At 68.6% G+C, this 12,247-nt stretch carries 12 protein-coding genes; 6 read left to right on the plus strand and 6 right to left on the minus strand.

The genetic code is table 11. The annotated features are described in order from the left end of the window. Nucleotides 1-420 precede the first annotated feature (420 nt). On the plus strand, nucleotides 421-1,281 hold the full coding sequence (locus IPG50_13380; GenBank protein ID MBK6693177.1) for a hypothetical protein: 861 nt from the start codon (nucleotides 421-423) through the stop codon (nucleotides 1,279-1,281). A 614-nt stretch (nucleotides 1,282-1,895) separates the two neighbouring features. Continuing rightward, nucleotides 1,896-2,684 carry a hypothetical protein gene (locus IPG50_13385; GenBank protein ID MBK6693178.1) on the plus strand — a complete coding sequence of 263 codons (789 nt, stop codon included), beginning with the start codon at nucleotides 1,896-1,898 and terminating at the stop codon, nucleotides 2,682-2,684. 58 nt (nucleotides 2,685-2,742) lie between these two features. Here IPG50_13385 and IPG50_13390 read toward each other — a convergent pair whose 3' ends face one another. The 5 genes from IPG50_13390 to IPG50_13410 form a co-directional block, all read right to left on the minus strand. Beyond that, complete coding sequence (locus tag IPG50_13390) at nucleotides 2,743-3,162, minus strand: hypothetical protein (protein MBK6693179.1); 420 nt, start codon at nucleotides 3,160-3,162, stop codon at nucleotides 2,743-2,745. Between the two features lie 94 nt (nucleotides 3,163-3,256). After that, entirely contained in the window at nucleotides 3,257-3,586 is a 330-nt protein-coding gene (locus IPG50_13395) for a hypothetical protein (protein ID MBK6693180.1), read from the minus strand. 174 nt (nucleotides 3,587-3,760) lie between these two features. Continuing rightward, nucleotides 3,761-4,816 (minus strand): lipase family protein, encoded by a 1,056-nt coding sequence (locus tag IPG50_13400; GenBank protein MBK6693181.1) that lies wholly within the window; start codon nucleotides 4,814-4,816, stop codon nucleotides 3,761-3,763. 143 nt (nucleotides 4,817-4,959) lie between these two features. Beyond that, complete coding sequence (locus IPG50_13405) at nucleotides 4,960-6,063, minus strand: hypothetical protein (protein MBK6693182.1); 1,104 nt, start codon at nucleotides 6,061-6,063, stop codon at nucleotides 4,960-4,962. Continuing rightward, a complete protein-coding gene (locus tag IPG50_13410) occupies nucleotides 6,060-7,343 on the minus strand; it encodes a sigma 54-dependent Fis family transcriptional regulator (protein ID MBK6693183.1) in 1,284 nt (427 codons plus the stop codon). The genes IPG50_13405 and IPG50_13410 overlap by 4 nt, the downstream gene beginning before the upstream one ends. Nucleotides 7,344-7,472: 129 nt before the next feature. Here IPG50_13410 and IPG50_13415 point away from each other — a divergent pair, with 129 nt between their 5' ends. From IPG50_13415 to IPG50_13425, 3 genes are all read left to right on the plus strand, one after another. After that, complete coding sequence (locus IPG50_13415) at nucleotides 7,473-8,849, plus strand: serine/threonine protein kinase (protein MBK6693184.1); 1,377 nt, start codon at nucleotides 7,473-7,475, stop codon at nucleotides 8,847-8,849. A gap of 40 nt (nucleotides 8,850-8,889) precedes the next feature. Then, nucleotides 8,890-9,684, plus strand: a complete 795-nt coding sequence (locus IPG50_13420) for a hypothetical protein (GenBank protein ID MBK6693185.1) — start codon at nucleotides 8,890-8,892, stop codon at nucleotides 9,682-9,684. A gap of 142 nt (nucleotides 9,685-9,826) precedes the next feature. Continuing rightward, nucleotides 9,827-10,423: a hypothetical protein gene (locus IPG50_13425; protein ID MBK6693186.1), complete on the plus strand. Its 597-nt coding sequence runs from the start codon at nucleotides 9,827-9,829 to the stop codon at nucleotides 10,421-10,423. Nucleotides 10,424-10,429: 6 nt separating this feature from the next. Here the strand turns inward: IPG50_13425 and IPG50_13430 are convergent, their stop codons facing one another. Further along, entirely contained in the window at nucleotides 10,430-11,065 is a 636-nt protein-coding gene (locus tag IPG50_13430; GenBank protein ID MBK6693187.1) for a C-type lectin domain-containing protein, read from the minus strand. Nucleotides 11,066-11,388: 323 nt separating this feature from the next. Between IPG50_13430 and IPG50_13435 the strand changes: the two genes are divergently transcribed. Then, complete coding sequence (locus IPG50_13435) at nucleotides 11,389-12,210, plus strand: putative metal-binding motif-containing protein (GenBank protein ID MBK6693188.1); 822 nt, start codon at nucleotides 11,389-11,391, stop codon at nucleotides 12,208-12,210. Nucleotides 12,211-12,247 lie beyond the last annotated feature (37 nt).

A 12,247-nucleotide genomic window follows, 5' to 3' on the forward strand; every position in this document is an offset into this window, starting at 1 on the left:
TCGCGGGCGCGCGTCGTGTTTTCGCAGCGATGCTTACGTAAGCGCCCGTGGCGCGCGCGCTGCTGAAGAACGGTTCGCGGTGCGCCGGGGGTGGACCGTGGGGATCAGTGCAACGGCGGCGTTGATGACGCGTGCCCCTTGGGTTGCCGGCGGCAACGCCACTCGCCGATAACGACAAGCGCTTGCACTGGATCACGAGGTATCCACGAAAATACCGCGGCAAAAGTCGCGGTTCGCTCGCGGCATGGCGGCTGCAGCACGGACCGCCATGACCAACGAATCGATGCTCAGTGATTTGGCCCCAACCCCTGGAGTGCGACGGACGTCGGTAGCGGCGAAGGGTGCTCGACAGGACTGCGCCGCACCGATTGTTTCGCCGGGCCGTCCGCGAAGGGCGCCCGCCAAGCAGAGGACGTCAACTTGAAGCTCACCGCAAGCGGGACACTGTCGGCGCTCGCTCCTGGGGCACTCGCCGAACTGGACGACGCTACCCTTGGAGAGGTCACTGGCGGGTTGCGCTGGGAAGGCAACCGCGACTCGGCCAACGTCGAAGACGCCCGGACGCCGCTCGATTCACCGGGCGCCTTCGCTCGCTTCGACCGCGACCTAGACGCTTCCAACGATGCGTGGCCGGACCAAACGCCCCGCACCATCAATACGCCCGCGGAGCTCAACAATTACGAGCGCAACGCCGAATCTTGGGCTCGCGACCAGGCCGAGATGAACCGGTATCAAGCGGAGCTTCGTGAGACCATTCTTCGCGATTCACCCTCGACGAACACGCCGTTTCACCCCGACGTCGACGACACCATTCTCGACGCCCGCGACGCCGCCGCCCAACGGCCCGCCGCCGCGCCTGCTCCTCTCGGGAACCCAATGGGCGATCTCAGCCAAGTCGACCCTAGCGGTGACGTTGCCCTAACCGTCGCGACCTCGGGCAGCGACCTCGGCGCGGTGGGCGAGCTCACGCTCTTCACGCTGGAAGGGTACAGCGACGGCACGAGCGTCGGCGGGACGTTCACGGAGTTCACACCGTTTGCCCCAAGTCTCCCGGGCTCGCCCGATTTCATGGGTCCCGTGAACCCGAGTGGCGACGTTGGCGGCTACATAGTGATTGAGCAGGGCGACCCGGGCACACTCTCTGACGCGGCGGCGAGCGCTGCGAGTGAAGTCGGCGCGCCAGTCGACGCCCACGCGCCCGAGGCTGGCGGCTTCGACGGCACCTTCGACGGCGGCAGCTTCGATGGCAGTGGTGGCACCGGCTTCGACCACTACTCGTGAGCGATGGCGCATTGGCGTCGCGACCTCGGCGCTTCCTACATCGCGAGCCTCATGACGACGAACGATGATGGGTCGTAAACGTGCAGGCTCGTGGGCGTCGATGGAGAACCCCGGAACGTGACAGCGTGGGCGGGCCACGATTCGTTTGCCCGCTCGATGCCCGAGGAGCGCCTCGATTCGCGAGCGAGGACGTCGGGCCGGTGAAGAGGCCGAGGCCCGCTTCCGCCACCGTCACGAGGAGCGCCTCTTCGCCACGTGCCGCTGCGAGGACCTGTAGCCGCTCCCCTCGGCCGTGGGCCGATCCAGTGTTGGACGTTGACCCTCGTCCTGTCGCCTCGAGGCAACGATCGGCGAAGGTGGCGTCGACGTCGTGGCGCCGTTTGAGGCGCGGCGGCGACTTCTCTTCACGAGCAGGCTCGTGAGCACGCTCTAGGCGCCGCCGCGGGCGGGCGAGGCGCACAGTTCGGGATCCCGCGCGGCACGCCCCCCGGATCGCCGCTTCGCGACGCACGCGGCACGCCCGGTGCAGCGTCGCGAACATGCTCCGAGCCGCTCTCGCTGGTGTCATTTCGGCAACGCTTTTCGCTTGCGCGTCCGCTCCAGAGGAAGCGGACGTGGAGGACGAGGGTGCCCTCAAGGCAAACGCTCCCGCGGCGTTCGATGCAACGCTCACACGCTTCTCGCCAGAGGAGGCTGTGGCCCTGACACGCTACCGCGCGGACGCCGCAACCCTCGCGGCGTTCAAGAGCGAGGTCGACCAGCGTGCCCGCGGCCGAGAGGGCGGCGACTACCGAGCGTTTCTGAACGCCGTGGCAGGGAAGATCAGCGGCGACACGAGTGACTTCGGCCCGTTGAGTCCCGACGACCCGCTGCGCAAGAACCTCGTCGACGAGGAGCGCGTCGCCATTTGGATCTACTCGACGGACAACATCTACGACGCCATGAACGGAGCGCTGCGGAAGTCGTCCACGCTGTGCCGTGAGGCGCACCCGCGGGCATGCCCCGCTGCGGCCTTCGAGGCCCTTCGGCCCTATGCGAACACCATCAAGGTCCTCTCCTCGGCGCTCAACAAGCTGCCACCGAGTCAGGAGGCTGTGGTCCACCGGGGAACCAAGGCCGAATACCTCTCTGCCTACCAAAAGAGCGCCACAGTGGTGGAGGCGCCCTTCTTGAGCACCAGCGCCAACGGCAGCGTCCCGGAAGACTTTCGCGGGACGGGCACCATGCAAATCACCCACAAGACCTGCCCCCTCATCGGAATGTTGTCCGAGAAGCCCTACGAGGGTGAGGTGCTTTGCCCGCCCGGCTCGAAGCTCCGAGTGGACCGTCGCGAGGAGCGGACCGAGAAGGTTGATGGCAAAGACGTGACGAGCGTCACGGTCGCCATGACCCGCGTCGACTAGCCAAGCGCGGCTCGTTCACCCGTCCTGGCCACGACGCATGGGGCACGCGCCGATGGGCTCACGGCGCGCAAGCGCCGGCCCCGCTTTGCTTGCAGCTGCAGGTGCCCGAAGGGCATTCGCTGATGCTGCAGCCGCCGGTACCGTTGCAGTTCAACGTGCAGCCGCCGCCGGCGCAGCTCAGGGCGGCGGAGCCACCCCCCGTCGCCGTGAGCGTGCACCCGCCTTGAGCGCACGTCAGCGAGCAGGAGCCGGTGCCGTCACAAGCGAGGGTGCAACCTTTGCCGGACCACGTCCTGTCGCATGAGCCGCTGCCGACGCAGCTCGAGCACGCCTGGCCTGCGGCACAAGTGCCGCTGCTGACGCCGCTGTTGGTGACGTCGCTGCCGGTGGTGGACGATGAGCAGGCACTCACGAGGAAGCTAGCGACGAGAAGCGTGGTGGCGGCCGTGAGCTTCGAACGGGCGGGGATGACGCGCATGCGAGCAGCGTAGACCGAGACCGTCACGCGCGTCGAAGGAGACTGGCGGCGCCAGGACCAGGCTTGCGACTTGGCCGCAACGACCGAGGGGCGCTCACGGGCACGCGCCGGGATGCGCGGACTCGCGTGTGTCGCAGCCGATGACGTTCGTGAAGAATGTCACGCCATCGCAGCCACAGAAGGCGACCGGCTTGTGCACCCACGCGTTGGCGCACTCGACGCAGGCCCAACGGCCACCACAGCCGCCAACGTTGACGCAAGTCTCCGCGATTCCCAAGCAACTGTCGCGGCGGCAATCGTCGCTCCGTGGCGGGAGCGACGACGGTGCGATCGGCCGCGCGACCGCCGTGCCTTTGCCGCGCCCCGCTTCGGCAGCGCGACCATCGGCTGAGGGGTGCGCAGCACAAGAGACAAGGGTGAGCACGAGAAGGAGGAGCGCGAGGCGTGGTGTGCGCCTACAAAACGCGGGCAACGAGAGTGTACGGGCCAAGGGGGATAGGTTGCCACGAACGGAGTCCGCGCGCGAAGGCCCCCGGTCGCACGCCAATCTGTGCAGCGCCTCCGCGAGGCGGCGCGGTCGTGCGGCGAAGCCGGCCGCTCACCGCCCGCCGCTGAGCACCGCGAGCTTCGTGACGTATTTCTCGATGCCGTGATCGCTCACGCGACTCGAGCGGTTCTCGTTGAAGCGGCCCGACACGAGACGACCGCCGCCGTCGAGGTAGCGAAGAAACGCGTCCTCGTCGTTCCGCAGCGCCACATGACGGTAGTCGATCACCGGGACCTGCGGCACCACGTCGGACTCGTTGACGAAGCGGTGCGCGGAGACGCCTCGCTCGCTCAGCTCCGCTCCGAGCCAGGCGGCGAGCGTCGGGTCGCCGACACGGGGCGCGCCAAACGTCATCAGCGAGGTGACCACAATGCGGCGATCCTTGCAGCCGAGGCTACGCGGCAAGGTCGCCCTCTGATCCTCGAGGCACCCATCGATGAGCGAGCGCATCGTTGCCAGCGTGGCCAGGGCGCCGCCCAGGCTATGCCCCGTGACGAACAACGGAAGTCGGCTCGGCCTCGGGCCATCGACTTTCCGATCGTAGCCGTGTCGACTTCGAAGAAAGTCGCCCAGGCCGCCATCGTGCCACAACGCTTCGGTGCCTTCCTCGAAGCCGCGATGCACTCGCCCGACCCATGCCTGGACACGATTGAGCGCGGCTGCGTCGGTCCACAAGTCGCGGAGGCTCCCGCCTTCGGTTCCCCGAAACGCGAGGATCGCGGCATGGTCGGTAGCGACGTAAAACGCCTGCATGCCCGCCTGATCGAAGAAGCGGTAGTGCGCGTCGTCGATGGGCGCGCCGAGGGCCGTGAGCGCGGTCCGCTGCGCGTGCTCGCTTTGATAGGCAAGAGCCGAGAGCCGCGCCATCCAGTAGGCGTTCGCGACGTTGACCGACCCTTGCGTCTCCGCGCGGAGCCGAAGCGTCGTCGTGTCTTGGGCATCCTCGAGCGCGCTCTCCTGCGACGTTTCGCCCTCCGCGAACGCCGGGCTGCAAGCCGCCGTCCACAACACGAGCGCGGCTGACATCGCCCCAACGCCCCAATCACGCAAGCTCACCTTCTTCGCGTCGCAGTTCATGGTGACCACGGAGAGCAACGGTCGGGCCACCCCGCGAAGTTGGTGGCGGTTGCCAATTCGTCGCAGAAGACCGCGCGGAGGCGGGGTGCGGTGCCAGCGCAGCGGGGCCTCGGGTGAGAGCCAACGTCGACCGCCGCGGCCAGGTGGGCGGCGCGCGGTCGTGCCGCCCGGCGCTAGTCGCAGGAGAGCGGCACCGCGGCATCACAAAGCGACGTCGTGGGGTTGGGACGAGTCCCACTCGCGACGAACGGCACGGCGGTGAACGTGAAGACTCCAGAAACGGCGTCGCACGGTTGCCCCTTCGGTCCTGCAAGAAGGCGGACATCGCGACCAGCACACAGCTGGTTTCTTACGGCGGGGAGCGCCCCGGGCGTCTCGCACAACGTGGTGTTGCCGGCCAACTCGGCGCGAGCGACGGCCTGCAGCAGGTCGCCGGGCGCGAGAGCCCCCGCGAGAAGACCGCCTTCGAGGCGAAAGCCGCCGCCTGCGAGACGCACCAGCCGCGCCGTAAGCGAACCGCGTACGCGGACGCCGAAGCCCTGCACCAACGCCAGTTCGATCAGAACGTTCGGTACCGCGAGCACATGACTCGCCACGTAGCCGCGGAGCGGCTGTCCCGCAGGCGTGACGCCACCGTCGCCGCAAAGGACCACGTCCTCTGCGGTGCAGAGGAACGGATCGGTCCCGTCGAAGGCGGGGCGCGCGCTGCCGCCATCGGCGAGGTCGGGCATTCCGCGCGACCGGATGGCGTAGACATCCACACTCGGATCATCAGCCTCGCCGTTGTAGCTCTCGAGCTGGATGAGCAAGTTGTCGCGCCCCTCCGCGAGGCGTCGCGTCAGACTTGTGGGGCTGAGGAGGACCTCGGCCGCTTTGATGCTCGAGTAGATTCGGTCGAGGCCGTTGTCGACGCCGCCGGGATCATCGCAGAGTGGGCCCGCGCCCGCGGGAGGCGTGCAACTCGGTTCGTCGGGGCAGGTGCAGCTCTCGTCGAGATCGAAGCCAACGCCGGCGTCGGCGCGGGCGAGCGCGAGATCGGAGACGACGAAGCTCAACGAGAGTCCTCCCGGGTTCTCGTTGCCGGCAGGCCTAGGCGGAGGGCGCGCCGCGGTGCAGGTGCGTGGCAGGGCCGCGCCATCCTCCACGCTGCCCGCGTCAACGCGCCCGAAGTCTCGGTCGAGTCGGTCCGGATCGGGCGCAAGCCACGTGCATGCCGCGATGACGGAAACCGCTCCCGCGACCAAACAAGCGGAGACTCGCGACGACCACCGCGTCACTTGGCGCCGTATCCGTACTTCGCCTTCAACGTTCGAAAATATCGGAGCGCGAGCCCCGACGCCGCTGCGGCCGCTCGAACGTTTCCGTAGCGCTTGAGCACTCGGTCCACGTAGCGACGCTCAAACAAGAGAACCAGCTCCTCTCGCGCTTGTGCGATGGGCAGGTCGCGTTCGAGCAGCTGATCGATGAGGGCCATGCCCGACGCCTCGCTCGGCACGACCGGTGCCTCGTCGATCAGGCCAACGGCGGCATGTTTGGCGACCGTGCTCTCGAGCTCTCGGACGTTGCCGGGCCACGAGTATCCGGCGTAGCGCTCGAGGAGCGCCTGGGGAATCTCGCCCGCGCCCCCGCTCTTCGTCCAGAAGAGCCGAGCCATGACGTCGGTGTCGTACGCGCGCTGCGAGAGCGGGGGCAAGGCGACACGGGAAACCACCAGCTTTTGGAACAGGTCCTCGCGGACGCGACCGTCTTCGACGGCCGCATCCACGTCGGGCCGGGAGGAGAACATCAGGCGCACGTTCGCGGCCCTGAAGCCGTCGTGCATCATGACCTCGCCGCGTTCGATGAGGTGAAGGAGGCGGCGCTGAACGTCGGTAGGGATCGTGGTCAGCTCCTGGATGAGGAGCGTGCCTCCTTCTGCCTCACGGAGAAGCCCAACACCTCTCGTGTCCCCGAAAATCATCGGCGCCACGCGGTTCGACGGAACAGCCGACGCGTCGAAGACCAAGAACGGCTGGTCCGCTCGCGGCCCCGCCTCGTGGAGCGACTCGCAAAACAGCGTCTTTCCCGTCCCTGTCTCGCCCTCCACGAGGACCGGCGCGTTCGTTGCCGCGAGTCGCTCCCCGATGGCAAAGAGCCGTCGCATGGCGCGGCTCGCACCGACCATGCGCCCGAACGCGTCGGCCTCAGGCAGAGCCGCAACGGCCTCCGTCGCCGCTTCGACGCGGAGCGTCGTCTCACCGATGACGACGCGCGCCCCCATATCGACGATGGCTTCGCGAATCCGAACCCCGTGGATCGTCGTGCCGTTGGTCGACCCGACGTCGCGCAGCAGCAGACCGTCGCTCGAAGGCTCGAGCAGCAGGTGGCGCCGCGACACGTGAGGGTCGTGCAGTCGGAGCGCGCAGGAAGGGCTCGTTCCAATGAGCGGACGCTCGCCGCTCGCCACGTCGAGAAGGAGTGATTGGCCCGCGTCGCGGCCCGCTTCAACAACAAGACGGACGACCACAGAAGGGCCATGCCTGCGCTCCAGCTTGGCGGTGCGAGCGGGTTCGGACATGGGCGAAGAATACGCGCTCATCGTCGCGCGTCGACGCGTGTTGTGGTGCGCTAGGCTTGCGAAATCGATCCGGACCAGAATCTTCGTTTCGGCCGCTATGAGACCGTCGGCAGGCTGGCCTCCGGCGGCATGGCGGCGGTGTACCTCGGCCGCGCCGATTCGGGCCTGGGTCTTGGGCAGCCGGTGGCCATCAAGGTGATGCACCCGTATGTCGCCGACGGCCCGGACAACGTGCGGCGCTTCGTCGACGAGGCGCGAATCGCCTCGCGCATTCACCACCCGAACGTCGTGAGCCTCTTGGAGGCCGTCGAGGCCGATGGGCGGGTGTTCCTCGTCATGGAGTACATCCACGGAGCATCCCTGGGGGAGCTGATGACGTTGCTGCGCGAACGCGGCGAAACGACCCCGGTGCCCATCGCCGCGAGCCTCGTCCACCAGGCGCTCTTGGGCCTTCATGCGGCGCACGAGGCCACCGGCGAGGATGGCGCGACGCTCGAGCTAATCCACCGTGACATCTCGCCGCAGAACGTGCTGGTGAGCGTCAGCGGGACGGCGCACTTGACGGACTTCGGGGTCGCCCGAGCGAAGGACCGCGTCCACGCGACCAAAACTGGCAGTGTCGTGGGCAAGGCCACCTACATGGCGCCGGAGCAGCTAAGCGGTGAGCCCTTGTCGCGGCGCACGGACCTCTACGCGATGGGCGTGGTGCTCTGGGAGCTCGTGGCCGGCAAACCGCTCTTCGAGACGGAGGCGCGTCGCCTCGGGGCGCTGGCGCCCGGCTGGACGCCGCCCCTTTCGAGCGCGACGAACCCAGAAGTCCCGAAGGGCGTCGATCTCGTCGTCGCGCGGCTGCTTCAGCGCGACGCAGCACGCCGTTACGCGACGGCGGAGGCGGCCGCGGCGGCCCTCGAAGCGGCGATACGACCGGCGTCACCCGCCCGCGTGGCTGAGTGGTTCGCCGACGTCGCCGGCGCGCGGCTCCAACAACGCAGCACGCTCCTCGCAGCCGCACAGAGGCCAGCGAAGAGCGCCGCTCTCGTCGTGCAAGCGGAGAGTCCCACGGTGTCGGGCGGCGGCGATGGTCCACGAGGCGCACCACCGGCGGAGAGCGCGGGCGCCGGGGGCAAGACCCCGCGTCTCTTGGTGACGGCCGCTGTCCTCTCCTCGCTGTTGATCGCCGGCGTCGCGATCAGCGTGCGGCTGCGAGAGCCGACGCCAGCGCCGAGCCGCGAAGAAGGCCCGCGCACCGGCGGCGGAGGTCCCCCCGATCTCGCCAGCGCACGTCCGGATTCCGCGGCCCCCACCCCGTCCACGAGCGGCGTCGGTGCTTCCGAAGGCGGAGACCCAGCGCCTGCGCCCAGCGACGCTGCCCCAACACGCGAGCGCGGTCGCGTCCACGGGAGCGCGGCCCAAAGGCGGGATGCGGCGGCGACGAACTGCGATCCCCCCCACTATTTCGACACAGAAGGGATCAAGCGCTTTCGTCCCGAGTGCCTCACTCGCTGATCAACGACCGCATGGGGTGTTCGGCTATGCTCGAACGTCGATGCGCCGCCGTTGCTCCGCCATCGCGCTCGTGCTGGGCCTCGCCTCGGCCGAAGCCCGCGCCGACGAACGAACCGCGTGCCTCGACGCCCACGTGGATGGGCAACGCGCCGAACAAGCGGGCGAGCTCCAACGAGCGACCGCCCTCTACGCTCAATGCACTCTACCGGCATGCCCAGCGGTGATCCGGAAAGACTGCTCCCTTTGGCGCGAGCGCTCCGATCGCGCGACGCCCACGGTCATCCTTCGCGTGCGCGACGCGCGGGGACACGATGTCGCAGGCGCGGTGCACGTCGACGGTCAGCTCATCGCGGAGGGCGCTCGTGGACGCCCGTTGCCGCTCAATCCGGGAGTGCACCGCGTTCACGTGACGGGCCGCGACGGGCGCGACGCGAGCATGACCGTCATGGCGGTGTCAGGTGAGAAAGATCGACTCGTCGACGTCGTCTTGGACGCACCGACACGGACGGAAGCGCCGGCCCGTCCGCCACGCGAGCCCATCCTTCACTGGGCACCGTTGACGCTCGCCACGTTGGGCGTCGGAGGCATCGCGACCTTCGCCGCCGTCGGTCTCGGCGCACGCGCGACCGACCACGACCTCGAAACGACGTGCGCGCCGCGATGCGACCCCAGTCGCGTCGACGACCTCCGCGCGCGCTACCTGGTCGCCGACGTTTCGTTGGCCGTCGGGGCCGTGGCGCTCGTCGCCGCGGGCGTCTGGCTCACGCTTCGAGCCACAAGCTCGTCGGCCACGTCGAGTCCGAGCGCAGAGGGCTTCACGAGACTCCGCTTCTAGAGACCATCGCGGCCGGGGTGCGTTGGGAGCGCCGCTGGATCCGGCCGCCGTCGACTCGGCCACGAGCCGCCGCGCGGCGTGCAGCGCAAGCAGCCATTTTTCCAGGAGAACGGGCTGGCACGGCGCCTGCTGAAGCCTGGGCATGAACCGCATCGCCGCCATCATCCTGGGAATGTTGTCGCTCACCGCCTGCGCGTCGTCGGACGCATCCGACGTCGAGGTCGACGAAGGAGCCCTCACCAAAGGGAAGGCATCCGAGAAGCCGCCGATTGACGAATACGAGTTGGTGGAGGCCGCCATCGACTCGAGCGCCCTGCCGGCTCGGGCGCGCACCATCGCGGACCAGATGGCTGCCGGGCGCAAGCCCGGCTTCGTCGGCACACGCTTCAAGGACCAAGACTTCGGCGTCCTCTGTGAAGAGCCGGAGTCACGACTGTGCAAGCTCGTGGCCGTGGTGAAAGCGCCAGCGCTCAACAGGAGTGCCGGCAAGACCACGACGACGATCACGGGCCCGCTCGCGGAGACGCTCGCCGACGTGTTTGCGCCGACCTCCGCCAGCGCGAAGGCGCGCACCGCGGGAGCCATCGACTGCCGCCGGGCCGTGGGGCGGAAGGAAGACGTGGCCTGCGAGATCAACCTCGAGAGGCACATGACCCGCTCCACGATGCTCGTGAACCTGGTCGCGGACGGCGCGCTCTCGATGGGGGACGCGGAAGCGATCCTGAAGAAGTTCCAGTAAGCGGCGCTACTTCGCGAGCGGACCTCGCTCGCAGAACGGCTGCCGGCTCGCCGTGCAGTTCACGTAGTTGCTCCAGGCCACGGTGAACTTGTCGATGGCGATGCATGGGAATCCGGCGTCGCCGACGAGCGGTTGACCCGGCCCCCACGCGGCGAAAGTAAACGGCTCGCCCGTAGACCAGCTCCAAGCGGTCGACGGCGGAACCATGCGACCTGCCGTCCACGTCGTATCGTTGTTGACCAGGATGCTTGTGGCCGCCCACTCGTCGGCGCATGTGAAGGTGGCGGCGTAGCCCCCGCTTGCGGCGCAAAGGGCATCCGCCTCGCCGATCCGGAGGGTCGTGGCGGGTGACCAATAGCAGCGCCCGCGCCAGGTTACGCCGCCGTCACAGTCTCCTGCGTCGAAGGCCGGGGGACAGTGGTCAGCGTCGTTGAGCGCCGCGGCGTCGGCGGAGAGCGCGTCGACGCCAGCCTCGTCACCGGCAGCCGCCCCGTCAACGGCGCCGGCTGCGTCCGGCGCGGGGCCCGCATCGGGCAAGGCGTTGTCGGCGCCGCCCGCCAGGTCTTCGCTGTCGACGAGCCAGTTGCACTGCACCGCCACAGCGAGAGCGAGAGCGCCGGGGGCCGCAAGCCAAGACCGCATGGGCGCTAAGGCTAGCGAAGGACCGGAGCCCCGGCGACACCCGCGCGCCGAGCCCGGCGCGTTTTCCGCGCTGTGGGCGAGAAGGCATCACGGAGCGCACTCGCCGCTCGCGCCTTGCTTGCAGCTGCACGTCCCAGCGGGGCAATCGTTGACGCTGCGCGAGGATGAATGGAGGTTTGGCGGCGCTCGTCTTGAGACGTCGCCCCCGATTCTTCCTCGGCAGGGCGCCGCCGCCTGTGCCCCCGCTTTGCCGAGAGGCATCGACGATCCACCCGGGTTGCTGCGCCTTTCTTCGCGGCCCGGCGTTTGCTCGCACGCTCACCATGAAGTTCGCATGGAGGTTCGTCCTCGCGACGTCGCTCGTCGCGTGCTCTTCGACGACGAGCCATGAAGACGGGGCTGCGCCCGCGGAGCTAGCCCCGGCGATGCAGAGCGGCGGGGTACCCGGTGGTGCGTCGACCGAGGTGTCACGGGGTGCAGAGTCGGCTCCGATCTGCTCGCCCGGTGAGCTCCGAAACTGCGGCAGCTGCGGGGAGCAACGTTGCCGTCGGGTCGCGAAGGGCGAACTGTCAGGCACCGAATGGGGCGAATGCGTAAGCCTGCGCCCGGGTCGTCGCGAGATCTGCAACGGCCTCGATGACGACTGCAACGGCCTCGTCGACGACGGCATCACCTGCGTCGATGCGGGGCCGCCGCCGCCACCGCCGGTCGTTGACGCGGGGCCAGTGGAGCCGCCACCTTCGCCCTGTTCCGAACGCTGCACCGGGGCATCGATCGTGCTCGATCGCACAGCGGCTTACGGCCTTTGGGTGAAGGTCGTTCTGTGCTCCCCCACGCGCTACGACCTCTTCCTCGGACCGACGCAGGCCGGACCCTTTTCAAAGATCACCGACACCAACCACCTCGGCCAAGACCACTGCGAGCTGGTGAACCCCGCCTTCACGTTGCCCAATGAGGCGGCGATCACGAGCGGCACTTGCGCGACCTGCGACCTCAACTCGGCGGGCCTCATGGCGAATCACCCGGCGCTGTTCGGCTCGACGACCTACTCCCGGGCCAACCTTGGGGAGCCGTTCTCTTTTGCCGCGAGTCCGCCGGCGGGAGCGATGACCGCGTGTTGGTACGAGTGCGGCGTGTCGTTTTAGGTGCAATCCCCACCGGACGGCGAGCGAGCGCAGCGAA

Source organism: Myxococcales bacterium, from assembly GCA_016703425.1.
Classification (GTDB): domain Bacteria; phylum Myxococcota_A; class Polyangia; order Polyangiales; family Polyangiaceae; genus JADJCA01.

Coding starts and splice junctions, on each gene's coding strand:
- IPG50_13430 (MBK6693187.1), bottom strand. CDS start 11,065: ATGCGGTCTTGGCTTGCGGCCCCCGGCGCTCTCGCTCTCGCTGTGGCG.
- IPG50_13425 (MBK6693186.1), top strand. CDS start 9,827: ATGAACCGCATCGCCGCCATCATCCTGGGAATGTTGTCGCTCACCGCC.
- IPG50_13410 (MBK6693183.1), bottom strand. CDS start 7,343: ATGTCCGAACCCGCTCGCACCGCCAAGCTGGAGCGCAGGCATGGCCCT.
- IPG50_13435 (MBK6693188.1), top strand. CDS start 11,389: ATGAAGTTCGCATGGAGGTTCGTCCTCGCGACGTCGCTCGTCGCGTGC.
- IPG50_13415 (MBK6693184.1), top strand. CDS start 7,473: ATGGCGGCGGTGTACCTCGGCCGCGCCGATTCGGGCCTGGGTCTTGGG.
- IPG50_13420 (MBK6693185.1), top strand. CDS start 8,890: ATGCGCCGCCGTTGCTCCGCCATCGCGCTCGTGCTGGGCCTCGCCTCG.
- IPG50_13390 (MBK6693179.1), bottom strand. CDS start 3,162: ATGCGCGTCATCCCCGCCCGTTCGAAGCTCACGGCCGCCACCACGCTT.